Here is a 23550-nt window from a genome sequence, read left to right as displayed (position 1 = left end):
TGCTTGTAATGTATTAGTTGTACCAAATTAAGGATCTATTTTGATTGCAAAAGTATTTAAAGGTATTTGGACTGGGATAAATTTTTCTCGTCGTTTAATACTAAACATTTTATTTTTATTACTGGTTATTGTTTTTATTGTGTCTCTTTCAAGTGACGGCGATAAAATAGTTGTAGAAAATGGCTCAGTACTTAGACTAAATCTAAACGGCCCTATTGTTGAAGAAAAAACCTACATAGATCCTATTGAAGCGGCAATTAGTGATGCTACTTCAAACGCTGAATCACCGGGTGAAATTTTACTTGATGACATAGTTGAGGTTATTAACGAAGCCGCAAAAGATGACCGTATCAGCGTAATACTGTTAGATTTACAAGAAATGCCAAAAGCGCATTTAAATAAATTAAAGCAAATTACCAAGGCACTTGAAGCATTTAAACAAACGGGTAAAAAAGTTATTGCCTCTGGTTATTACTATACTCAAGCTCAATACTATATTGCAGCACATGCAGATGAAGTTGCTATGCACCCTTATGGCAGTGTAGCAATTGAAGGCTTTGGTATGTACCCACTGTACTTTAAAGAAGCACTTGAAAAGTTAAAAGTAACGCAGCATATATTCCGTGTTGGTACGTTTAAATCGGCTGTTGAGCCATTTATTCGCAATGACATGTCGGATGCAGCTAAAGAAGCTAACCGCGTATGGTTAACTGCACTTTGGAATGAGTACAAACAAGATGTTGCTGCAGTACGTCCTTTTGATGAATCAAACTTTGACGAAACCATGGATGTATTTTTAGCAAAAATGACAGCCGCAAATGGCGACGCGGGCCAATATGCGCTTGATAATCAATGGGTCGACACATTAAAAACCAATCAACAAGTTCGCCAACAATTAATTGATTTAGTTGGCGCTGATGAAAAAGGCAAAACCTTTAAACAAGTTTCATTTCGTCAATATTTAAGCTTAGTTAAGCCCCCGGTTGTATTTGATAACCCAATGACAGAAAAAGTCGCGGTAGTTGTTGCTAGAGGTACAATTGTAGATGGTGAGCGCAAAGCCGGCGAAATTGGCGGCGACTCTACAGCGGCGCTACTACGTAATGCACGTTTAGATGACAAAGTTAAGGCCGTAGTACTGCGCATTGATTCGGGTGGCGGCAGTATGTTTGCCTCTGAAGTTATTCGCGCTGAAGTGTTAGCACTTAAAGCAGCAGGTAAGCCTGTTATTGCTTCAATGAGCTCTGTTGCAGCTTCTGGCGGTTATTGGATTGCTTCAGCAGCAAATGAAATTTGGGCTGCGCCAAGCACAATTACCGGCTCTATTGGCGTATTTGGCACCTTTATGACCTTTGAAAACACCTTATCTAACCTTGGTGTTTACTCGGATGGCGTGGCAACTACCGACATGGCTGGGTTTTCTATTACTCGCCCGCTTGATGACAAAATGGCGCAAGTAATTCAAATGAGTGTTGAGGAGGCCTACGGACGCTTTTTAGATGTGGTTGCAGATGCACGTAACATGACACCTGAGCAAGTTGATAATATAGCGCAAGGCCGTGTATGGATTGCAGCAAAAGCACAAGAGCTAGGCTTAATCGATAAACTCGGTGATAAGCAAGACGCGATTAAAGCGGCAGCAGCACTTGCTAAACTAAATCATTACGATGTGAAAACGATTAAACAAAGCTTGAGCCCGCAACAAAAAATGATTCAAGATATTTTGGGTAACGCATCAGTTAAGTCAATGCTTGGCAGTAACAACGCAACAACCTCGGTGCTTGCAACGCAAGCTAACTTACAAAGTGTGGTTAAGCGTTTAAGTAGCGAAATAGATAACCTTAAAGATTATAACGATCCACAAGGTGTTTATGCGCGCTGTTTAGCTTGCTCTGTCGCACAATAAAAGTGCATCTGCCTTTATAAGCAGTTGTATTTAAAGTTATACTAAGCCCAGTTATTTTACTGGGCTTTTTTATGAAACGTAAACGCATTTACATCGCTTATACTGGCGGTACAATTGGGATGAAAAAATCGAGTCGCGGCTATATTCCTGCAGAAGGGTTCTTAACTCAGACTGTGGTCAATAATGCAGAGTTTAACCGTGAAGAAATGCCACTTTTTGATATTCACGAGTATTGCCCTTTAATTGATTCCTCTGATATGACGCCAGCCCACTGGCAGTTAATAGCAGATGATATAAAAAACAAATATCAAGACTATGATGGCTTTGTTGTCCTCCATGGCACCGACACTATGGCGTATACCGCCGCCGCATTATCTTTTATGTTTGAAAATTTAACCAAGCCTGTAATCGTTACCGGCTCACAAATTCCCTTGTCGCAACTGCGCTCAGATGGGCAAGTAAATTTACTCAATGCCATGTACTTAGCAGCAAATTACCCTATTGCTGAAGTAAGCTTATTTTTTAATAATCAGTTGTTTCGTGGTAATCGTGCTACTAAAGCCCATGCCGATGGATTTGATGCATTTGCCTCGCCAAACCTTGAGCCTTTAGCACTTTCAGGAATTAATATTCAACTTATAAAAGGCCAATTAAGTCCCTATGTTGAAAACGATTTACAGGTAACCCCCATTACTACGCAGCCTATTGGGATACTGCATTTATATCCGGGCATTAGTACTGAAGTTGTGAAAAGTTTAGTAAACGGTAGCATTAAAGCATTGGTGTTATTAAGTTTTGGCGTAGGCAATGCACCACAAGATCCTGAGTTTTTAACTATTTTAGAGCAAGCCAGTAAGCGCGGCGTTATTATTATAAATTTAACTCAATGCATGAAAGGCCATGTAAATATGGGCGGCTATGCAACGGGTAACGCGCTACTTAATATAGGTGTGATCAGTGGTTACGATATGACTTTAGAGGCTTGCTTAACTAAGCTGCATTACTTATTAAGTCAAAACCTTGAAGTAGAGACAATTCGCCATTTAATGCAAGACAATTTACGCGGTGAGTTAACCCGTTAATTCAGCGGACTTAAATTAAAAAAGCACGCTAAATTTAGCGTGCTTTTTTGTAGTTTTAATAATTAACCTGAACTCTGGTTAAGAGATTTACTAACGTATTGAATCATCGTTATATTTAATTTTATTTTCTCTAGCCAGAGATTTTCAGTGAAAACAAGACGAATTTACGCGTCAATAGCTGCTTGAGATAAGTTTATTATCCGGAGCTCAGGTTGATTAACGTACTTTCGCGTCAATCTCAACTAGGTCTGTTAAATGACACACTTCACCTGTATGGGTTTTAACCCCATGCTCACCAAAGTAATCACGCTGGGCTTGTACTAAATGCCCATTACTTGGAGTGGTTAATGTAGCAAAGTAAGTTTGCGATGAGCTAAGCACCGGAAACGCTAAGCCTGTCATCATTGCTTGACCTGTTATTTTACGCAGTGCAAATACTTCTTTATCAAGGGTGTCAATAAATTCAACGCCTTGTGCAACACTGTCTAAATAATCAGCACGAATAATACAACCCGCACGCCATGTTTGCAGTGTTTTAGATAAATCTACTTTCCACTGATGCGTACGCGACGCGCCTTTAATTAAAGCCAAACCTTGGCGATAAGCAAGTAAGCTGGCTAAAGTAAATGCATCTTTAAGCTCAACTAAGTCAATTTCAACTTTAGTGGTTGCTCTATCGGCGTAAGTCATCTCTTGCGCAGCAGTTGTGTCATAAACATTCGTTAAATGACGTGCTTGCACTGCAGCCACTAAAGACGGTACCGCAATACCTAACTCTAATGCATTTTGTGCAGTCCATAAACCTGTGCCTTTAGCGCCTACTTTATTATCAATTAAGTCCACAAGTGGTACATTATTTTGATTTTCAAGTGACAATATGTGGCTAGAAATAGACAATAAGTAACTGTTTAAATGCTCTTGCGACCAGTCGTTAAAAATTTCTGCTACTTCTTTAGGTGAGCGCCCAGTGCCATGACGCAGCAATTGATACACTTCAGCAATAAGCTGCATTAGCGCATATTCAATGCCGTTATGAACCATTTTTACAAAATGACCACTGGCTGATTGGCCTACACGAGCGAAACACGATTCACCCTTATAACTTGCAGCAACCTTTGTAAACCATGGCTCGACACGCTCCCAACCACCTTCAGATCCGCTTGCCATCATAGCAGGACCATGACGAGCACCTTCTGCGCCGCCTGAAATCCCCATAGTGGCAAACTCAAATTTATTTTGGTATTTAAGCTTACGGTTAATACCGTCTTTATAATTACTGTTACCACAGTCAACTATAATATCGCTGCACTGTACACCTGCTTCTATGAGCTCACTGCATACAGCATCAACCAACTCGCCCGCAGGAACAAGCAACAAAATAGAACGCGGTGCTTCTAAACGTCTAACCATGTCTCCTAAATCAGAAACAATATGCAGCTTATCAGCTAAACCTTCTGACTTAGCGCAGCTCAATAACTCTTCACCCGCATGGGGGTTTTTGTCATAAGCGACCAGCGTTATGCCCTTTTCAATTAAGTTTAGGGCAAGGTTTTTCCCCATAACGCCTAACCCTACTAATGCAACTTGCATTTAGTGCCCTCCTCGGTAACAACTAATTGGTTAGTTAATTTAAATAAATACTTTGGCACGTGTATTATATCATGAGCAAAAAAATATACTTTTATTACAATGTAATTATATCAAACAACAGCGGACTCAGGGGGAGAAATAGTCGCTAGATTAAAAATTTATAGATCATTGACGCCCCCTGACACCGGTGTCATAATGATCGCACATTCATTTTGTATATAATAGTGGCAATACAATAAAAATTGTCCATAACTAAAACTTACCAGCTAATGGTAACTGCTTTATAAAACAAAATAACCGTCAATCTGCTTAAAATTAAGCATACAGGAGAATTAAATGCTAAGACGCACAAAAATAGTCGCGACACTAGGGCCTGCTACTGATAGAGATAACAACTTAGAAAAAATTATTTGCGCAGGTGCAAATGTCGTACGTTTAAACTTCTCACACGGTGTGGCACAAGATCATAAAGACCGTGCCCAAGCGGTACGCGAAATTGCTAAACGCTTAGGCAAACATATTGCTATTCTTGCTGACTTACAAGGCCCTAAAATTCGTGTTTCTACCTTTAAAGAAGGTAAAGTAACCCTTGCTGTTGGTGCCAAATTTACCCTTGATGCAAAAATGGGATTAGGCGAAGGCGATATTAACGCTGTTGGTATAGATTACAAAGAACTACCTAACGATGTAAGCGCTAATGATTTACTGCTGTTAAACGATGGCCTTATTCAGCTACGCGTTAACGAAGTTGTTGGCCACTTAGTACATTGTACTGTAACTGTTGGCGGTGTTTTATCTAACAATAAAGGGATTAACCGTTTAGGCGGTGGCTTAACTGCTCCTGCATTTACAGAAAAAGACAAAGAAGACTTACTTACTGCTGCAGAAATTGACGTTGATTATATAGCCGTTTCATTCCCACGCAGTGGCGATGATATGCGCTACGTACGCTCACTAGCAGAAGCCGCAGGTTCGAAAGCGCAGTTATTGGCAAAAATTGAACGTGCAGAAGCCGTTGAAACACAAGAAGCCGTTGATGATATTATTCTCGCGTCTGATGCGGTGATGGTTGCCCGTGGTGATTTAGGTGTTGAAATTGGTGATGCCGCGCTAATGGGCAAGCAAAAACTCATTATTCGCCGTGCGCGTTCATTAAACCGTACCGTTATTACTGCGACGCAAATGATGGAATCGATGATCGACAATCCAATGCCAACACGCGCTGAAGTAATGGATGTTGCCAACGCTGTGCTTGATGGTACTGATGCAGTGATGCTTTCGGCTGAAACAGCCGCTGGTGATTACCCTGAAGAAACTGTTGCTACTATGGCACGTGTTTGTTTAGGTGCTGAGTCGCAAAAAGAAACTCATGTTTCTAAACATCGTTTAGACAGTCGTTTTTCAAGTAACGCAGAATCTATCGCCCTTTCGGCTATGTATGCAGCAAACCACTTAGATTCAGTAAAAGCAATTGTAACTTTAACTGAATCCGGTAGTACGGCTAAGTTAATGTCGCGTATTAGCTCTGGGTTACCTATTTACTCGTTATCTCGCCACGCCAGTACACTAGGGCAAACTGCACTATACCGTGGTGTTTATCCAGTATTTTTTGATTCTACTAAAACTGAAAAAGACGGCATGGTTAAAGCGGCACTTGCAACACTTGTTGAACAAGGTGCTTTAGAGTCTGGTGATACTGTTATTATTACTCACGGTGACTCTATGGAAACTGTGGGCGCAACTAACACCATGAAAATTGTTACTGTAAGCTAATACTTAATACAGTAACTTAAATACAAAAAAGCGAGCTTAGCTCGCTTTTTTTGTATTTACCCTACAACAACTAACTGCAATATTAACTCGCTAATGCTGCTTTTACTTTATCGCGGTAGCTACGGCTCACTTTAAGCTCTTGGCCGTTTTCAAGTACTAATAAATATTCACCACTTACTTGAGTAACCAATTTACTGATTTGTTTAGTATTTACAATTGCACTGCGATGCACGCGTACAAACAACTGTGGATCAAGCTCTTGTTCAAGCTCTTTCATGGTTTTGCGTAATATATGTGTTTGCCCATCTTGGCAATGTAGACACATGTAATCACCCGCAGCATCAACCCATTGAATAGTAACAACTGGCACACGAATTATTTCGCCCTGCTCTTTTACGGCAAGCGACTCTGGATAACGTCTATCAGTTAATGTGTCGCCTGTGGCTAATTTTTTAAGTATTTCTTCGCAATTATTACCTGTGATCCCAGCGACAAAGCTTGCTAGTTTTTTCTTATGAGCGTTGTCTTGCTGCGTTTTTAAATAAGTATGCACTTTTTCTACCGCCTGCTTAAGTCTGTTGTCATCAACGGGTTTTAAAATATAATCTAAAGCATGTATTTCAAATGCTTTAACTGCAAACTGATCAAAAGCAGTAACAAAAACAATAGCTGGTAATACTCGCGTACTTTCGCTTAACGCGCGTGCAACTTCAAAGCCGTTCATGCCAGGCATTTGAATATCTAAAAAAATGAGATCTATTTTTTGACTTTTACATATTTCAATCGCATCTGCACCGGAACTACATTGTTTGATCACTTCAATGTCAGCAAATTCTTCAAGCCTTACAGCTAAGCCCCTACGTGCTAACGGCTCATCATCAACTATAAGTGTTTTTATTTTTATCATTACTTTACTGCCTTCTCAAACGGTACTCGCAGATTAACTTTTAATCCACTTGGCGTATTATGCGATAATACAAACGAATAATTATTTTCGTAGAGCGTTTTTAATCTATCCTTGGTATTTGCAACGCCTACACCTTGAGCATTTACCAACTGACCATTAATTAATTCTGTTCCAGGTCCATTATCACCTACTTCAAGTAATAATTCATTAGCAAACACTTGCGCCTTAATATCTATTACACCGCCCTCTACTAAGTGTGCAATTGCATACTTAATCGCATTTTCTATAATAGGTTGTAAAATCAAGCTCGGCACTAATGCCTGCTTTGCTTGCTCACTAATTTCTACATTTACTTTTAAGCGTTCATCAAACCGCACTCGCTCTATTTCTAAGTAAAGCATTAAGGCATGTAACTCTTGCTCTAGCGGCACTTTTTTAATTGGATCTGTGTTAAGTGTATAACGTAAAAAGTCGCTTAATTTTGACACCATTAAATTAGCATCTTTGTTCTCTTTTACCAAAATTAATGTAGAAATAGCATTGAGGGTATTAAATAAAAAGTGGGGATTTAACTGATACCTGAGCATTTTTAATTGAGCTTCGTGCGCCATAGTAGTGGCTTTTAGTGCTTTTTGACGCTCACTTTGTAATAGCTGGTAATACTTAACGCCAAAGTATAAACCACTCCAACATAAAATTATGTATACCGAATCTAAGCCTTGCTGCAGGTAGTAAAACCACTCTTCTGGCCGATAGCCATGGCGGTATATTTCCCATAAATTAAATTTTTGTACCACAGCCCATAAGGTGCCCGTTATATACGACGCACTAAATACAACCAGCATTAACACCCAGGGTGAGGCATGCCAAATTTTTCGGTAAATATAGCGCAGTGGCACTGTCATTAAACAGCCTGCGTAGGCATTTAATAAAATAACAAATACGTAAATATCGCGCATCTCAAATACTTTAGAGCCGATATAATTTACCAAGGCGTAACCAATCCAGCCTGCTACTTGCAAGAGCCAAAAAAAACGCTGTCTGTTATCAATCAAAGATTGCCAATTCAAAATAAATTATTACCCTGTGTATTTGTCACTATTATATCGAGTTATATAAACGCTTAGCACTACCAACTGTCTTGCTTTTTAAGAGCCTTACCGCAAACAGGTATTGATCGCATCGATTGGTACGCATAAAAAAGCGAAAGGAATAAACCTTTCGCTTTTAACGTATTTATTTACTAAATTATTGCTTAATTTAAATTAAGCAAGCTTATCAGATACCACTTTATAGGTTGGATCTTCAATTACATTAACTTGAACTAAATCGCGTGCTTTATGTAGCAATTGCGTACAGTCTTTACTTAAGTGTCGTAGGTGTAATTTTTTGCCTGCTTTTTTATATTTATCAGCTAAGCTATCAATTGCCTCAATGGCACTGTGATCGGCCACACGACTATATTTAAATTCGATAATAATATCGTCAGGGTCGCTTTTTACATCGAATAATTCAACAAAGTTTTTCACCGAACCAAAAAACAACGGCCCATGTAACTCATATACTTTAGCACCTTGTTCATCAATATAGTTGGTTGTGTATATATGCTTTGCATGCTGCCAAGCAAATACCAATGCCGATACAATCACACCCACACACACTGCAATGGCTAAGTCGGTAATAACGGTAACACCCGACACTAATACAATTACAAAGGCATCAGACAGTGGTACACGCTTCATCATTTTAAAGCTTGCCCATTCAAAAGTACCCAACACCACCATAAACATCACACCAACCAAAGCAGCCAGTGGGATCATTTCAATTAAACCTGAGGCAAAAATAATAAACGCGAGTAATATTAGCGCAGCACTAATGCCCGATAAACGCGAACGCCCACCTGAGTTAATATTGATCATTGACTGACCTATCATGGCACAACCACCCATAGCACCAAACATGCCACAGGTAATATTTGCAGCGCCTTGGCCTATACACTCTTTGTTACTATGCCCACGCGTTTCTGTAATTTCGTCAATTAGGCTAAGCGTTAATAAAGATTCAATTAAACCAATCGCTGCTAAAATAAGTGCATAAGGGAAAATAATAATAAAAGTATCTAGGGTAAATGGCACCATAGGAATATGAAATTCTGGTAAACCGCCAGCAATCGTTACCGCTTCATCGCCTGTCATCCCTTTTAGGAAATCAAGTACGGTGTGCGCTTCCAAATCAAAGCCAATTACAATGGCTGTAACCGTTACTATCGCAACTAATGACGATGGAATTGCTGTAGTTAATTTAGGTAAAAAGTGAATAATAGCCATGGTTAGTGCTACTAACCCCAACATAATAAACAATGGATTACCTGTCATCCATTGTTGACCACCCATGCCATCGGGAACTTTAAATTGCCCCAGCTGAGCTAAAAATATCACTATGGCTAAGCCGTTAACAAAGCCGAGCATTACTGGGTGCGGCACCATACGAATAAACTTTCCGAGCTTAAAAACTCCAGCAAGTATTTGCAGTATGCCCATTAGCAGCACAGTGGCAAATAAATATTCAACCCCATGATCAAACACTAAACTTACCATAACAACAGCTAAGGCACCGGTTGCGCCAGAAATCATACCAGGGCGACCACCGAAAATAGCCGTAATTAAACCAACGATAAACGCGGCATAGAGTCCAACTAAAGGTTCTACATTTGCAACAAAGGCAAACGCAACAGCTTCTGGGACCAAGGCTAATGCCACGGTTAATCCAGATAGGATATCGTTTTTAGCAGAGCTTGGCGCTTTGCTGAGTAAGTTAAACATTGAGTTCCTCAAGTGTTTTCATAGACGGGTAACAAAAAAAGCGCTGAATTCTATCAAAAAAGCACCCAGTTAACAATTGTCAATACTGCATTAACGCTAAGCAATAAGTACCTAGCGTTAATAGATATTTGGTTACAGAGGTAGAGCGGTACTGCGTTTAACGCAAGTCATGGTCACATTAGAATGTACTTCTTGAACGTACTCTAGGCTAAGCAAGTTATCACGTACAAAGTGCTCATAGCCCTCAATACCTTGTGAAATAATACGCAGCATAAAGTCCATGGTGCCGGCCATAGTGTAACATTCCGTTACTTGATCGTAACTCAATATTAGTTTTTCAAATTCAGCAAGGTTCTTTTTACCGTGGTTCGATAAACGCACATGAGCATAAACCAGCATATCAAAGCCCAATTTTTTCTCATCTAAGAGTGCAACTTTACTTTTTATGTAACCGTCTTGTTCTAGCTTAGCAATACGGCGCCAACAAGGAGATTGCGACAAACCTACTTTATCTGCTATTTCAGCGGTTGATAAACTAGCATCTTGCTGCAAAAGTGCCAAAATTTGGCGATCTACGTGATTTAGAGACATTTTATTTCTTATTTATCAGATAAACTGGCTAAATTATACATGCGTTTTAAAAAACAGTCTGCTTGTTTTTGGCAAAAAAATTATTTACTCAGCATTAACCAAACTGCCCACTTATAAAAGGATTGTTTTGTTTTTCGTAGCCTACGTTCGTGTCGCTGCCATGCCCTGCAAGTATGCGGGTATTATCGGGGAGCGTCATTATTTGCGTTTTAATTGAGGTAATTAACTGCTGAGCATCCCCTTTGGGGAAATCCGTGCGCCCTACTGAGCCTTTAAATATTACATCACCCACAATAACACACTGCTGTTGCGGCTGATAAAACACCACATGACCTGGAGTATGCCCAGGACAATGCTTTACGGTAAAGCTCAACTCCCCAACGCGTATTATATCGTCGTGTACTAGCCACTCATCTGGATAAAAAGCAGTAACCGCTGCAAAACCAAACATGTGTGCTTGCATTGGTAAGTTTTCAAACCAAAAGTGCTCATCTTTATGTGGCCCAATTATTTTCACATTATAGGTACTACGCAAGGCATCAGCGGCGCCAACATGATCTAAATGGCCATGCGTTAACCAAATTGCTGTTAACGTTAAATCGTGCTGTTTTAATGCCGCCACAATTTTGTTGCAATCGCCACCTGGGTCTACTACCACAGCTTGTTTGCTTTGCGAGCATGCAATAATGCGACAGTTTTGTGAAAAAGCAGTAACGGGTATTGTAATTATATGCATCTTAAATTTCTTTATCTTTTTGCTCAGCAAGTACAATGTCTTCTTCAAAAGACATTAATATTGGATATTTTAAATAAGCTTGATCGTAAAATGGGCTCTGCTCATACAACCAATTTAAACGCGCATCGGCATCTTTGGCAAATACCTTATCGTCATTAATCTTCTTATCGAACGCGAGCGCTAATTTAGGATTGTTTTTAAGCATTTGGCGAGCATAAGGAATTAATGCATAGTTTTCCATGTACTCAGTACGCTGAAAAATAGTATTAAATTCGCCCCACGCAAAAAATGAGTCAGGCGCTTCGGGGTGTAATAAATGCACCGCCAACTCGCCTGCTTTTTGCTGCGTGTTCACTTGATACCAGCCATTTAAATCAACATTAATTGCGGCAACATAATCAAAGTTTGCCGAGACTCTAAATCGCCCTTCAAAGGGGACTTTATCAAAAGTGTAATCTTTTACTTTCGCTACTTTTAATGGTTGAGTATTTACCCCTTCAAGCTGAGTAAGCTCCACACCATGCAATTTAAGTTTTTCTACAAGGTCGCTATACACTGGCGGAATAAAGAATGCTTTAGGTACTTCAACTGTATGCAGCACCTCTTTTTGCCAATAAATAGGAAGATTAGCGTAGTCTTGCTTGTTACCTAAATATTTAACCTCTACTTGCCCAGAAAGTGCATTTTGTTCTCGCGCGTAACTTATGCCTTTAAATTCTATTTCGTTTGCTTGTTCAGCATAGCCGCGCTTAACACTAAGTTGCTTAGGAATAAATGCTTGCTCTTTTTTTACCGCAGCTAATAATTCATTACTATGCTCTGCAAGTGCACTTATTGCGCCATCTAAAAACACATACGTCCCCAAAACTCGTTGTTTATAAGGTTTTAATGAATGGTTTTCAACGAGAATCGTCGGTAATGACTTTAAATCTCCCCAGCCGTTAGAGTACCTTGGCGTAGCCACCCAACCCGCTAGGCCACTTTTAAACTCGCGCTTGTCCATAACAAATACCAGTGGTCCTGGTATATGCCCTTGCGATACCAGCTTTTCATCTATTAAAGGTTTAAAAAGCTGATTGAGTGTATCTGATACCGCCGGCGACTCGCTAGCAAACACCGGATTGTAGCCATAGGTTACATCGTATTGATAATCTGCACCGTCGGTTACATGTACATCAATATACAAATTAGGGTTGTAGTCGTTAATTACTGTTAAAACACTTTTAATTTCTGGTGTATCGAGTTTAGTAAAATCACGATTTAAATTTAGATTATTGCCATTGGTTCTAAAGCCCATTTTTACCGGGCCGCGCTGATTAATACGATTAAATGCACTGCTGCGCTCGTGGCCATCTACGTTTAAAATAGGAATAAATAAAATATTAACGTTTTTTAAAATATCGCGGCGCTTACCTGTTGCTATATCTCTGAGCAACATAAACATGGCATCTTTACCGTCAATTTCTCCGCCATGAATACCCGCTTGAACAAAAATGGTCGGTTTAGTATCGTTTGCTATTTGACTGGCTTGAAAATACCCTTGCTCGCTGGCGATCAACATTTTTATAGCCCGTTTGCTATTGCTGTAACCAATTGTTTGAGCTTTAAATTGCGTTGGGTTCGCAGCAACCAGTCTGTCTACAAAGGCCATCGTATCGGCATAACTTGGTGAGGCTTCACCAGAGGATAGTTCAAAGTCAGTGGTCAGCGGACCTGCTTTTTGCATTAGGGATATGCTTTGCCCTTGCCATGGCAACAAAGGAGGTAAATGGCTGTCATACGCCACACTAGCTGATAAAACTAATAAACTTGCAAACATAAAATTCTCTAACAAACGCCTTAATTAAGTAAATTATATCAATTAAACATTTTTATATGATGAAAGTGCGGTGATTCAACAAAAAAAAGCAGCCAATAACATTTAGCACTTTGTTTGTGTTTGCTAATTCTTAAGGGGAGCAATAAATTTACTAAAATTCAATCTACTATGCAGTTTATACTAATGATAAAAGCACGTTGCATAATAATGACTATATGCCAGACACAAAAAAAGGAGCCATAGGCTCCTTTTTAATACTTATATAAAAAAGCTTAAGCGGCCGCTAGGCCTTCTTTTGCTTTTTCAACAAGCGCTGCGAATGCAACTTGGTCGTAAACAGCGATATCTGCAAGGATCTTACGATCGATTTCTACAGATGTCTTTTTAAGACCACTGATAAAACGGCTGTAAGACAGACCATTTTGACGTGAAGCAGCATTGATACGTGCAATCCATAATTGACGGAAAGTACGTTTCTTCGCACGACGGTCACGGTAAGCGTATTGACCCGCTTTAGTAACAGCCTGGAAAGCTACACGGTAAACACGTGAACGTGCTCCGTAATAACCTTTTGCTTGTTTTAAAACTTTTTTGTGACGTGCACGTGCGACAACGCCGCGTTTAACTCTTGCCATTTCTAAAAACCCCTATTAAGCGAACGGTAACATACGTGAAACTAGACCATGGTCATTTTTATGAACCATCATCTTAGGACGTAGGTGTAACTTACGCTTAGAAGTTTTCTTAGTCAGAATGTGACGAAGATGCGCTTGTTTACGCTTGAAACCGCCAGAAGCAGTCTTTTTGAAACGCTTAGCTGCGCCTCTGTGACTTTTTAGCTTATAAGCCATTGCAATAACTCCAAATTGTATTGCATTTAAATTAGTAAGCAGGCGTGAGATATATTGCTATAGCTCCACTTTCAGGCCTAACTTACTGCCATGTTCCGGTGAAAACCCAGCATAAATGCTGCAATCTTACTTTAAAACCGGTTAACTCAGGTGAATATTTACATATTACTTGCAGACCTGAGCTATTTTCGGTGCGTATTATCGCTTAAAAATTATTTTTTAGCAACAGGCGCCATCATCATAACCATTTGGCGACCTTCAACGCGATTAGGGAAAGACTCAACAACTGCAAGCTCCTCCAAATCGCCTTTGATACGGTTTAATAATTCTATACCAATTTCTTGGTGAGCCATTTCACGACCACGGAAGCGAATCGTAATTTTAGCTTTATCGCCAGCTTCTAAGAACTTACGTAAGTTGCGCAGCTTAACCTGATAATCGCCTTCATCCGTACCAGGACGGAATTTGATTTCTTTTATCTGGATTTGCTTTTGCTTCTTCTTCTGCTCTTTTAGTTCTTTGCTTTTTTCAAAGATGAACTTACCGTAGTCCATGATTCTACAAACAGGCGGCTCAGCGTTCGGGCTAATCTCTACAAGATCAACACCTGCTGCATCAGCCATAGTTTGCGCGTCTTTTAATGACTGAATTCCAGCTTGCTCGCCGTCAATGTCAATTAAGCGAACTTCTTGAGCTGTAATTTCTTCGTTAATACGATTTTTTTGGGCTGTTTGTTGCCCTTTCTTGCCGCCTCTAATAGTACGTTCCTCCAAGAATATCAATAATAGTAAGCGTGTAACTGGCTGTTTGTAAATGCCTTACACGCTCGATTTTTTATTGTCGACTTTTTATCTCTTCGCTAATTTTAGCTACAAAGTCATCAACATTAAATTTGCCAAGGTCTTCACCTGTGCGAGTACGTACTGCTACTTCTTGTTGTTCAACTTCTTTATCGCCAACAACAAGTAAGTAAGGAATACGCTTAAGTGTATGCTCTCGGATTTTAAAGCCAATCTTCTCATTTCTCAAGTCAGCAGTGGCTCTAATTCCAAGTTTATTTAATTTTTGTACAACTTCTTTAACATAATCGGCTTGTTTATCGGTAATATTCATAATTACCACTTGCTTTGGCGCAAGCCACGTAGGGAATAAACCAGCGTATTCTTCAGTTAAAATACCAATAAAGCGTTCTATCGAACCTAAAATAGCACGATGTATCATAACTGGGGTACGGCGTTCGTTATTTTCAGCAACATAAGTTGCGCCTAAACGACCCGGTAATGCAAAGTCTAGTTGCACTGTACCACATTGCCACGCTCTGTCTAAACAATCGTACAAAGTAAATTCAATTTTAGGGCCGTAAAATGCGCCTTCACCTGGTAGGTAATCAAATTCAATCTCGTTTAGTTTAAGCGCTTCGGCTAATGCAAGCTCTGCTTTATCCCACATATGGTCTTCACCAATACGTTGCTCTGGACGTGTTGAGAGCTTAACCACGATTTTTTCAAAACCGAATGTCTCATATGTATCATAAACCATCTTAATACACGCTGAAACCTCGTCCATTATCTGCTCTTCGGTACAGAAAATGTGCGCATCATCTTGGGTAAAGCCACGTACACGCATTAAGCCATGTAGTGCACCCGATGGCTCGTTACGATGGCAACAACCAAATTCAGCCATACGTAGTGGTAAATCGCGGTACGATTTTAAACCTTGATTAAATATTTGTACGTGGCCTGGGCAGTTCATTGGTTTAATCGCGTATTCGCGCTTTTCAGATACTGTGGTAAACATAGCATCTGCATATTTTTCCCAGTGACCTGATTTTTCCCATAACGAACGGTCCATCATCATTGGACCTTTTACTTCTTCGTAATCATATTCACGTAGCTTTTCACGTACAAACTCTTCAAGCTCACGGTAAATGCTCCAACCATCGTTGTGCCAAAATACCATGCCTGGCGCTTCTTCTTGCCAATGCCATAAATCAAGTGCTTTACCAATACGGCGGTGATCACGCTTTTCAGCTTCTTCAAGGCGTTTTAAATACGCTTTAAGTTGCTTTTTATCGCCCCACGCTGTGCCGTAAATGCGTTGTAGCATTTTGTTTTCTGAATCACCACGCCAATATGCACCCGCTACTTTCATTATTTTGAAGTTTTGGCAAAATTTCATGTTAGGTACGTGAGGGCCACGACACATGTCTACATATTCTTCGTGATGATATAACCCTGGACGGTCATCTTTAGCGATGTTTTCATCCAAAATTTCTATTTTGTATGTTTCGCCACGCGCTGCAAATACATCGCGTGCTTCTTGCCAGCTTACGGTTTTTTTAACTACATCGTAGTTTGTTTTAGCAAGTTGCAACATACGCTTTTCAATCGCGTCAAGATCATCTTGAGATAACGATTGTTCCATATCAATATCGTAATAAAAGCCGTTATCAATAGTAGGACCAATTGCCATTTTTGCATCTGGGAAAAGCTGTTTAACCGCATGCCCAATTAAGTGTGCACACGAGTGACGAATAATTTCTAAGCCGTCGTCGTCTTTTGCGGTGATGATTTCAAGGCGCGAATCTTCACTTATTAGGTCACATGCATCAACACGCTCGCCATTAACACGGCCAGCAATGGTCGCTTTAGCGAGCCCTGGGCCAATATCGTTGGCAACATCTAGCGTACTTACTGGGTTTTCAAAACTACGTTGACTTCCGTCAGGGAGAGTAATAACTGGCATTATAAATCCTTGCTACAGTGGTGACACCTACAATGTATCACGTGTATTTTTTAAATTAATTAAATGAGAATGACTCGACAACGCTCTTACGAATAAGCATTGACTATTTTTCGCCAAATTTAGCTAATGTAGATGCTGAGTCTGCTCAACTACAAAAAAGATATTGTCGCGTGCAACGCTACTAATTACAAGTTTAAAGCGGCTAAAACACCTGCTATTTTGTTATAAAGGCTAAATTAATAATGTTTTAGCGCCGATTTTATAACATCAATATAATAAATCTAATCGTCGTTAAATTTACAACAGACTTAAGTGCTTACTCTCGCAATTTAATAGATGTTGCGTATAATACTGGGTAATTAAGTTATATTAGAGAATAGACATGAGAACATGTGGTGTAGATATTACCGGTAGTGATGTACTACTTTGTATTTTAAGTAAAGATAATGACGTATTTGATATTCGCGACGTGCGCCAAACACGCTTTACCTTAGGTAACGGTAACGACACAGAAGTAATGCGCAAGTTTCAGTTTGATTTTGCCAAGCTAATGCAAGATTACCAAATTGATTCTGTAGCAATACGTCAACGTGCTCCAAAAGGTAAGTTTGCTGGTAGTGCTAATGGTTTTAAAATGGAAACCGCGATTCAGCTAATCGAAAACCTTGATGTAAAATTATTTACAACAACCGAAATTAAAGAGCAAGTTAAGCGCAACCCTATCCCTATTGATTTTGAGGATACCGGTCTTAAAAAATATCAAGAAAATGCTTTTGTAAACGCTTACGTTTATATTATGAAAAAAACTTACCGCAGCGACGAAATGTAACCTCATTTAGTAATTGCTAAAAGCGCGTACTTACAGTGTAAGGCGCGTTTTTTTTTGCTTTATTTTTACTTATTTCATTTTCAGCAACAAACCTAAGACATTAGTCTACCCCTCTTCCCTTTGTCGACAATATATGTTTATTTATCATTCAAGCTATTCATATCTACTGATACGGAGAATGACATGAATGTAACAACAAAAGCGGTTAAAGAAATAGAAAAAATAAACCCTATGCCGCTATTGCAGAGTTGTTTTAAAGGAATACAAAGCACCCCATTAACCAAGCAAACCATAGGTGACTACTTCGACAGCATTGTCGACAATGCCCCCGACGCATTAGCCGTGGTTGTACACCATCAAAATATACGCTTGAGCTATAAAGAGTTTCAACATCAAGTAAACCAATTAGCAATGGGCTTACTAGCACTGGGTATTAAGCCAGGTGAAAGAGTGGGCATTTGGTCGCCAAATAACATTCAATGGTGTTTAACTCAGTTCGCCACCGCTAAAATTGGCGCAATTATGGTATGTGTAAACCCAGCTTATCGCCCCAGCGAATTACAGTACGCTTTAAACAGCGTTGAGTGCACTACCTTAATTACCGCTTCAGAATTTAAAGGCAGCAACTATCTGCAAATGCTACAAAGTTTAGCGCCAGAGCTAGCAGAGTGCGAAAAAGGGCAGCTTAATGCCGCTGCTCTTCCCACGCTTAAAAACGTCATTAGAATTGGTGATGAAGCAAGCCCTGGTATGTTTTCATTCGCTGAAGTAACCGCACTTGCAACTCAAGAGCATAAACAGCAGTTAGATTCAGTAGCCGCTACTCTTAATTGCAATCAAGATATCAATATTCAATTTACGTCTGGCACCACTGGTAACCCCAAAGGCGCAACGCTTACTCACAAAAACATTTTAAATAATGCATTATTTGTTGGTGAAGCCATGCACATTACCAATAAAGATAAAATATGCATACCTGTGCCACTTTATCATTGCTTTGGTATGGTACTTGGCAGTTTAGTGTCTATGAGCAAAGGCGCTACAGCCGTTTATCCTGGGGATGCATTTGATCCGAAAACAACTCTCGAAGTAGTACAAAATGAGGGCTGTACAGCACTGCATGGTGTACCGACCATGTTTATTAGTGAGCTTGAATTAAGTAACTTTAATGATTACGACTTAAGTACATTACGCACTGGTGTAATGGCCGGCTCTACCTGCCCCGAGCAAGTAATGCGCAAAGTACAAACTTTAATGAATATGCACGAAGTAGTTATTGCATATGGCCAAACTGAATGCAGCCCTATTAATAATATTACTGAAACCGACTCATCTATTGAGCGCCAAGTAACGACAGTAGGCCGTGCATTAGCGCATACCGAAGTTAAAATAATTGATGAGCTAGGTAACATTCAACCCGTGGGGCTATCGGGTGAGGTATGTAGTCGCGGCGCAGGAATTATGCGTTGCTACTGGAACGATGAAGAAAAAACCAAAGCGACCATAGATCAAGATGGTTGGCTGCATTCTGGCGACTTAGGGGTAATGGATAGCGAAGGCTTTGTTAGTATTGTTGGCCGCATTAAAGACATGATAATTCGCGGCGGCGAAAATATTTATCCCCGTGAAATAGAAGAAGTGCTTTATACCTACCCAGGTGTTCAAGATGCCGCTATATTTGGTATTAGCGACGAAAAATACGGTGAAGAAGTATGCGCCTGGATCCAACCCAAAGAAGATGCACAACTAGATGAAGCACAAATACGGTTGTTTTTAAAAGACAAACTAGCTTATTTTAAAGTACCGCGCCATATTCGTTTTGTTGAAAATTACCCTATGACGGTAACCGGTAAACTGCAAAAGTTTAAAATGCGCGAACAAATGCAAGAAGAGTTAGCAGAAAAAGCGTTTTCATAATTATCAGTTTTAAAAAAGCACAGCCTGTTTTGGGCTGTGCTTTTATTATACCAAACGTGCACTAACTATAAATTAAGCATACGCTTTTTTAGCCTTTCTAAGTCAATCGCGTTGGAGCGCACGGTGAGCTTAATATGGCTATATTCATATTCTTCTTTAACGACACTCATGCTCGAGCGAATTTCACCCACTATACCTTTGGCGGTATAAGGAATAATAACCTCTTCTTCAATCATGTCGCTTTGTGCTGTATCAACAATGTATTTATGTAATTTAGCTATATCAGCTGGGTTACGTGTTGATGTCATCATAGCATCAGGAAATTCAGCCATTAATGCTTGTTGTTGCTCATCGCTAAGTTGGTCTGACTTGTTCAGTACTAACAGCTTTTTACTACCTTGTACGCCCACTTCTGCCAATACATTATGCACTACATCTAGTTGTGAGCGAAAAGACGCATCCGAGGCATCAACTACATATAACAACAGCGACGCATCATGTGCCTCGGCTAAAGTTGAATGAAATGAAGCCACTAAGTCATGCGGTAATTTTTTAATAAAGCCAACTGTATCGGATACCAATATGCGTGGTTGCGTTATTGGATACAAAGCACGCACTGTGGTGTCCAGCGTAGCAAAAAGTTTGTTTTCGCCCTCTACATCACTGCCCGTAATTGCGCGCATCATCGACGATTTACCCGCATTGGTATAACCAATCAAAGCAACCGAAAATAGCTCTGAGCGCTGTTCTCGTCTGTCCATCATTACATCTTGAACATTTACCAGTTCACGCTTTAACTCGGCTAATTGGTCGCGTACTTTACGACGGTTAAGCTCAAGCGTTGTCTCCCCTGCGCCCTTACCCATTTGGCGTTCTTTATCGCCGGTAGATGTTTCACGCAGACGCGGCGCTACATAGTTAAGGCGAGCAATTTCAACTTGTAATTTTGCTGTTTTAGTGCGCGCATGGCGGCTAAATATTTCAATAATTATGCCGGTGCGGTCAAATACTTCCACACCTAACTGGTTCTCAACATTACGTAGTTGAGAAGGCGTTAAGTCGCAGTCAAAAACGACAACATCGGCACAAGCAAAATATAAACCGTCTGATGGAATTTCTGACGGCATGTCGGATAATGGATCGTCATCAAGAAAGTTTTCATCCTCATCTGCAGCAGAACCTTTATTACCAGTAAGGTGCGCTATTTCAGCCAGTTTGCCTGAGCCAAGTACATTTACTTTTTGGGTAGAGCTTTGCTTTTGTGATTGTGTGCCAACGACTTTAAAGCCAAGAGTGGTAACTAGGCGTGCCAACTCTGCAAGCGACTCAGTTGCTTCATCGCCTTTAAAGTGAGGTGTACTAATAGAAATAAGTAATGCGTTAGGAAGTGATGCTTTTGCAGTTAGTTGCATAGTTTTTATGTTAATGCACCGCGAAGTGCAAACCTATTTTCATTCGAAAGTAGCCTGATCCTACGCTGTTATAGCTTGGCTTTATAGCGTTATAACTAACTTAAGCGGTTATTTAAATAAAACACCCCATAAATAGCTAAATTTATGGGGTGTTTTTAAGTACAGGCTCTCACAGCAATGAGCTGCAATTGCTCTAAACTAATTTAATTAAACCACGCCTTGCTCTATCATTGCATCGGCAACACGGCGAAAACCAGCAATATTAGCGCCAAGTAACAGGTTAGTAGGTTGGCCAAACTCTGCCGCTGTTTCGTTCGCAATATTAAAAATGTTTTTCATTATGTGTTGTAATTTTGCATCCACTTCTTCAAAAGTCCAGCTTTGCATACTGGCATTTTGCGCCATTTCTAATTGGCTGGTTGCAACACCGCCCGCATTAGCGGCTTTACCTGGGCCGTAAGCTATTTTGGCTTTAATAAAGCAGTCAATCGCGTCTTTGGTCGAAGGCATGTTTGCGCCTTCACTCACCAAAATACAGCCATTGCTTAACAGCACTTTTGCATCGGCTTGAGTTAACTCATTTTGAGTGGCACACGGGAACGCAGCATCGGCTTTAAAGCGCCACACTGCATGCCCATCTTCTGGATAATCTGCACGAGCAATATAAGTGGCTTCTGGGTAGCTTTCTTTATATTTACTTAAACAACCACGTTGCTGCTCTTTTAACTCTTTAATAAGTGTTAAATCTATACCCGCGTCATGAAATAACGTACCGCGAGAATCACTACAGGTAATTGGTTTTGCATTTAATTGATACAGTTTTTCCATCGCATATATAGCAACATTACCCGAGCCCGAAATTAAACAACGTTTTCCTGCTAAGCTATCGTCGCGGTTTTGCAGCATGTAGTTTGCAAAATACACTGCACCATAGCCAGTTGCTTCTTTACGAACTAACGAGCCACCCCACATTAAGCTTTTACCGGTTAATACGCCATCGTAACGCCCTGTTAAACGCTTGTATTGGCCAAATAAATAACCAATTTCGCGTGCACCAACACCAATATCCCCTGCAGGTACGTCGGTAGTTGGGCCAATGTGGCGGTATAACTCGTTCATAAATGATTGGCAAAAACGCATTATTTCACCGTCTGAGCGCCCTTTTGGATCAAAGTTAGCACCGCCTTTACCACCACCAATAGGTAGGCCGGTTAATGAGTTTTTAAACACTTGCTCAAAGCCCAAAAACTTAATAATACTGGCATTAACACTCGGGTGAAAACGCAAGCCCCCCTTATATGGGCCCAAGGTTGAGCTAAACTCAATGCGATAGCCTTTATTTACTTGAATATTACCTTCGTCATCAACCCAAGGTACACGAAACATTAGTTGACGCTCTGGCTCTACCATTCTTTCTATAATGGCTTCTTTTTGATAATTTGTAGTTTTTGCAAAAAGAGGCTCTAACGATTCTAGTACTTCTTCAACAGCTTGATAAAACTCACTTTGCGCAGGGCTCGTTTGCTTTAATTGAGCTATCGTACTATGTATATAATTCATAATTATTCTTCCGTGTAAGCTATTTTTAAAATTTGAGAATTTGGGTAAGTATGATTGAGTTTGTTTTTTGAATATAAGTCTATTTTAAAATCATAATTTTCATATACCTTACCATTAGAAAGAGTCGTGTTGCACGTCATTCAAGTTGAATTATTTTACTGTTGTTTAAAAATAAAACAGTGATGAGCCGCATTTTTATTCACTTTAACAATATAAAAATACAGTGCGCGGTTGCTAAAACTAAACAAACGGCTAAGGAAGGAGGTAATTGCTTGATATTTAAATGATCTCATTCAATTGCTAGTTTATTAAGCGGTATTGAACAATTTTAAAGTCGGTGTGCAATAAGTTGAAAAGTATTTAACTTAAAAACAACAAAACGCTAAAACAAGGGCTGTTTTAGCGTTTTGAAAGAGTAATGGCTTTGCCTTGCTTACTCAGCAGGGCTTTCTGGACGAACCTGCTGTTGTACACCCGTTAAAAATAAACGAAGTACCTGGTTGTTACATACACGGTAGTGCTTGTTATCTACTTTACGAGAAAAAGCGCTTAGCTCATGTTTACTCAAATTAAAGTCAACGAGTGCCAGCGTCGCAATTACATCTTCCGCTTTCATATTTAAGGCAATACGCAGCTTCATAAATATAATATTGTTATTTAGTTTACTCTCAGGAACAGGTTGTTCGCCTTCGCGCTTACCACGTTGAGTATTAATAAAACCATTTAAAAAAGTTGCAAACTCTGTATCACTTATTTCAGTGTAAGCTTCTTCGCCTTCTTTAGTTAACCAAGCAATTACTTGCTCTGTAGTAACCGTATGCTCAGCTGCAGCAAAAACATTTACCATAGCGGTGTCGGTTAAATTAAAAGTGTAGCGAATGCGGCGTAAAATATCGTTATTTGTCAAAGTAAATCCCAGAGTAGTAAATGCTAACCCAATGGTTAGTTATTGTTAGCTTGTAAATAAGCGCCCTAGTTTAACAGACTTGCCAATACTGCCCTATTAGTTT

The 23550-nt window shown here is 39.9% G+C and carries 19 protein-coding genes; 5 read left to right on the top strand and 14 right to left on the bottom strand.

Annotated elements, in window-relative coordinates; translation table 11 throughout:
* Positions 1-40: 40 nt before the first annotated feature.
* Positions 41-1906 carry a signal peptide peptidase SppA gene (gene sppA, locus I6E78_RS04245; RefSeq protein ID WP_197182023.1) on the top strand — a complete coding sequence of 622 codons (1866 nt, stop codon included), beginning with the start codon at positions 41-43 and terminating at the stop codon, positions 1904-1906.
* A gap of 71 nt (positions 1907-1977) precedes the next feature.
* Complete coding sequence (ansA, locus tag I6E78_RS04240; RefSeq protein ID WP_197182022.1) at positions 1978-2988, top strand: asparaginase; 1011 nt, start codon at positions 1978-1980, stop codon at positions 2986-2988.
* Between the two features lie 216 nt (positions 2989-3204).
* Here ansA and gndA read toward each other — a convergent pair whose 3' ends face one another.
* On the bottom strand, positions 3205-4578 hold the full coding sequence (gndA, locus tag I6E78_RS04235) for an NADP-dependent phosphogluconate dehydrogenase (protein WP_058373314.1): 1374 nt from the start codon (positions 4576-4578) through the stop codon (positions 3205-3207).
* Between the two features lie 336 nt (positions 4579-4914).
* Here gndA and pyk point away from each other — a divergent pair, with 336 nt between their 5' ends.
* Positions 4915-6351, top strand: coding sequence for a pyruvate kinase (gene pyk, locus I6E78_RS04230; protein WP_058373313.1), 1437 nt, complete (start codon positions 4915-4917; stop codon positions 6349-6351).
* Positions 6352-6433: 82 nt separating this feature from the next.
* Here the strand turns inward: pyk and I6E78_RS04225 are convergent, their stop codons facing one another.
* The 10 genes from I6E78_RS04225 to thrS form a co-directional block, all read right to left on the bottom strand.
* Positions 6434-7258, bottom strand: coding sequence for a LytR/AlgR family response regulator transcription factor (locus I6E78_RS04225; protein WP_058373312.1), 825 nt, complete (start codon positions 7256-7258; stop codon positions 6434-6436).
* The gene (locus I6E78_RS04220) at positions 7258-8328 is read right to left on the bottom strand and encodes a sensor histidine kinase (RefSeq protein WP_197182021.1); all 1071 of its coding nucleotides are present in this window, start codon (positions 8326-8328) and stop codon (positions 7258-7260) included. The genes I6E78_RS04225 and I6E78_RS04220 overlap by 1 nt, the downstream gene beginning before the upstream one ends.
* 195 nt (positions 8329-8523) lie before the next feature.
* On the bottom strand, positions 8524-10080 hold the full coding sequence (locus I6E78_RS04215) for a SulP family inorganic anion transporter (RefSeq protein ID WP_197182020.1): 1557 nt from the start codon (positions 10078-10080) through the stop codon (positions 8524-8526).
* A gap of 132 nt (positions 10081-10212) precedes the next feature.
* Positions 10213-10671, bottom strand: a complete 459-nt coding sequence (locus I6E78_RS04210; protein ID WP_011328082.1) for an Lrp/AsnC family transcriptional regulator — start codon at positions 10669-10671, stop codon at positions 10213-10215.
* 94 nt (positions 10672-10765) lie between these two features.
* Positions 10766-11407 carry an MBL fold metallo-hydrolase gene (locus I6E78_RS04205; protein WP_197182019.1) on the bottom strand — a complete coding sequence of 214 codons (642 nt, stop codon included), beginning with the start codon at positions 11405-11407 and terminating at the stop codon, positions 10766-10768.
* A 1-nt stretch (position 11408) separates the two neighbouring features.
* Positions 11409-13226: a M14 family metallopeptidase gene (locus tag I6E78_RS04200; RefSeq protein WP_197182018.1), complete on the bottom strand. Its 1818-nt coding sequence runs from the start codon at positions 13224-13226 to the stop codon at positions 11409-11411.
* Between the two features lie 272 nt (positions 13227-13498).
* Positions 13499-13861, bottom strand: coding sequence for a 50S ribosomal protein L20 (rplT, locus tag I6E78_RS04195; RefSeq protein WP_011328079.1), 363 nt, complete (start codon positions 13859-13861; stop codon positions 13499-13501).
* 15 nt (positions 13862-13876) lie between these two features.
* Positions 13877-14077, bottom strand: coding sequence for a 50S ribosomal protein L35 (gene rpmI, locus I6E78_RS04190; protein WP_004587840.1), 201 nt, complete (start codon positions 14075-14077; stop codon positions 13877-13879).
* 212 nt (positions 14078-14289) lie between these two features.
* Positions 14290-14850, bottom strand: a complete 561-nt coding sequence (infC, locus tag I6E78_RS04185) for a translation initiation factor IF-3 (RefSeq protein WP_080516827.1) — start codon at positions 14848-14850, stop codon at positions 14290-14292.
* A 61-nt stretch (positions 14851-14911) separates the two neighbouring features.
* A complete protein-coding gene (gene thrS, locus I6E78_RS04180) occupies positions 14912-16822 on the bottom strand; it encodes a threonine--tRNA ligase (RefSeq protein ID WP_089368226.1) in 1911 nt (636 codons plus the stop codon).
* A 382-nt stretch (positions 16823-17204) separates the two neighbouring features.
* Here thrS and I6E78_RS04175 point away from each other — a divergent pair, with 382 nt between their 5' ends.
* Positions 17205-17651, top strand: coding sequence for a DUF3010 family protein (locus I6E78_RS04175; protein ID WP_011328076.1), 447 nt, complete (start codon positions 17205-17207; stop codon positions 17649-17651).
* Positions 17652-17834: 183 nt separating this feature from the next.
* Positions 17835-19568, top strand: a complete 1734-nt coding sequence (locus tag I6E78_RS04170; protein WP_197182017.1) for an AMP-binding protein — start codon at positions 17835-17837, stop codon at positions 19566-19568.
* A gap of 65 nt (positions 19569-19633) precedes the next feature.
* On the opposite strand, the gene hflX is transcribed toward I6E78_RS04170, so the two are convergent.
* The 3 genes from hflX to I6E78_RS04155 all read right to left on the bottom strand — a co-directional run bounded on the left by hflX (position 19634) and on the right by I6E78_RS04155 (position 23447).
* Positions 19634-20980 (bottom strand): GTPase HflX, encoded by a 1347-nt coding sequence (gene hflX / locus I6E78_RS04165; protein ID WP_197182016.1) that lies wholly within the window; start codon positions 20978-20980, stop codon positions 19634-19636.
* Between the two features lie 207 nt (positions 20981-21187).
* On the bottom strand, positions 21188-22540 hold the full coding sequence (gene gdhA / locus I6E78_RS04160) for an NADP-specific glutamate dehydrogenase (protein WP_058373304.1): 1353 nt from the start codon (positions 22538-22540) through the stop codon (positions 21188-21190).
* Positions 22541-22973: 433 nt separating this feature from the next.
* The gene (locus I6E78_RS04155; protein ID WP_058373303.1) at positions 22974-23447 is read right to left on the bottom strand and encodes a DUF1456 family protein; all 474 of its coding nucleotides are present in this window, start codon (positions 23445-23447) and stop codon (positions 22974-22976) included.
* Positions 23448-23550 lie beyond the last annotated feature (103 nt).

It is taken from the genome of Pseudoalteromonas sp. NZS127, assembly GCF_015864805.1.
GTDB classification, from domain to species: domain Bacteria; phylum Pseudomonadota; class Gammaproteobacteria; order Enterobacterales; family Alteromonadaceae; genus Pseudoalteromonas; species Pseudoalteromonas nigrifaciens.
The sequence above is the reverse complement of the archived record's forward strand: the minus strand, read 5'-3'. Positions and strand labels throughout refer to the sequence as shown.

What these genes read in the sequence shown, in the direction of transcription:
- ansA (WP_197182022.1), top strand. Translation starts at nt 1,978, where the DNA reads ATGAAACGTAAACGCATTTACATCGCTTATACTGGCGGTACAATTGGG.
- gndA (WP_058373314.1), bottom strand. Translation starts at nt 4,578, where the DNA reads ATGCAAGTTGCATTAGTAGGGTTAGGCGTTATGGGGAAAAACCTTGCC.
- pyk (WP_058373313.1), top strand. Translation starts at nt 4,915, where the DNA reads ATGCTAAGACGCACAAAAATAGTCGCGACACTAGGGCCTGCTACTGAT.
- I6E78_RS04225 (WP_058373312.1), bottom strand. Translation starts at nt 7,258, where the DNA reads ATGATAAAAATAAAAACACTTATAGTTGATGATGAGCCGTTAGCACGT.
- I6E78_RS04215 (WP_197182020.1), bottom strand. Translation starts at nt 10,080, where the DNA reads ATGTTTAACTTACTCAGCAAAGCGCCAAGCTCTGCTAAAAACGATATC.
- I6E78_RS04210 (WP_011328082.1), bottom strand. Translation starts at nt 10,671, where the DNA reads ATGTCTCTAAATCACGTAGATCGCCAAATTTTGGCACTTTTGCAGCAA.
- I6E78_RS04205 (WP_197182019.1), bottom strand. Translation starts at nt 11,407, where the DNA reads ATGCATATAATTACAATACCCGTTACTGCTTTTTCACAAAACTGTCGC.
- I6E78_RS04200 (WP_197182018.1), bottom strand. Translation starts at nt 13,226, where the DNA reads ATGTTTGCAAGTTTATTAGTTTTATCAGCTAGTGTGGCGTATGACAGC.
- rplT (WP_011328079.1), bottom strand. Translation starts at nt 13,861, where the DNA reads ATGGCAAGAGTTAAACGCGGCGTTGTCGCACGTGCACGTCACAAAAAA.
- rpmI (WP_004587840.1), bottom strand. Translation starts at nt 14,077, where the DNA reads ATGGCTTATAAGCTAAAAAGTCACAGAGGCGCAGCTAAGCGTTTCAAA.
- thrS (WP_089368226.1), bottom strand. Translation starts at nt 16,822, where the DNA reads ATGCCAGTTATTACTCTCCCTGACGGAAGTCAACGTAGTTTTGAAAAC.
- I6E78_RS04175 (WP_011328076.1), top strand. Translation starts at nt 17,205, where the DNA reads ATGAGAACATGTGGTGTAGATATTACCGGTAGTGATGTACTACTTTGT.
- I6E78_RS04170 (WP_197182017.1), top strand. Translation starts at nt 17,835, where the DNA reads ATGAATGTAACAACAAAAGCGGTTAAAGAAATAGAAAAAATAAACCCT.
- hflX (WP_197182016.1), bottom strand. Translation starts at nt 20,980, where the DNA reads ATGCAACTAACTGCAAAAGCATCACTTCCTAACGCATTACTTATTTCT.
- gdhA (WP_058373304.1), bottom strand. Translation starts at nt 22,540, where the DNA reads ATGAATTATATACATAGTACGATAGCTCAATTAAAGCAAACGAGCCCT.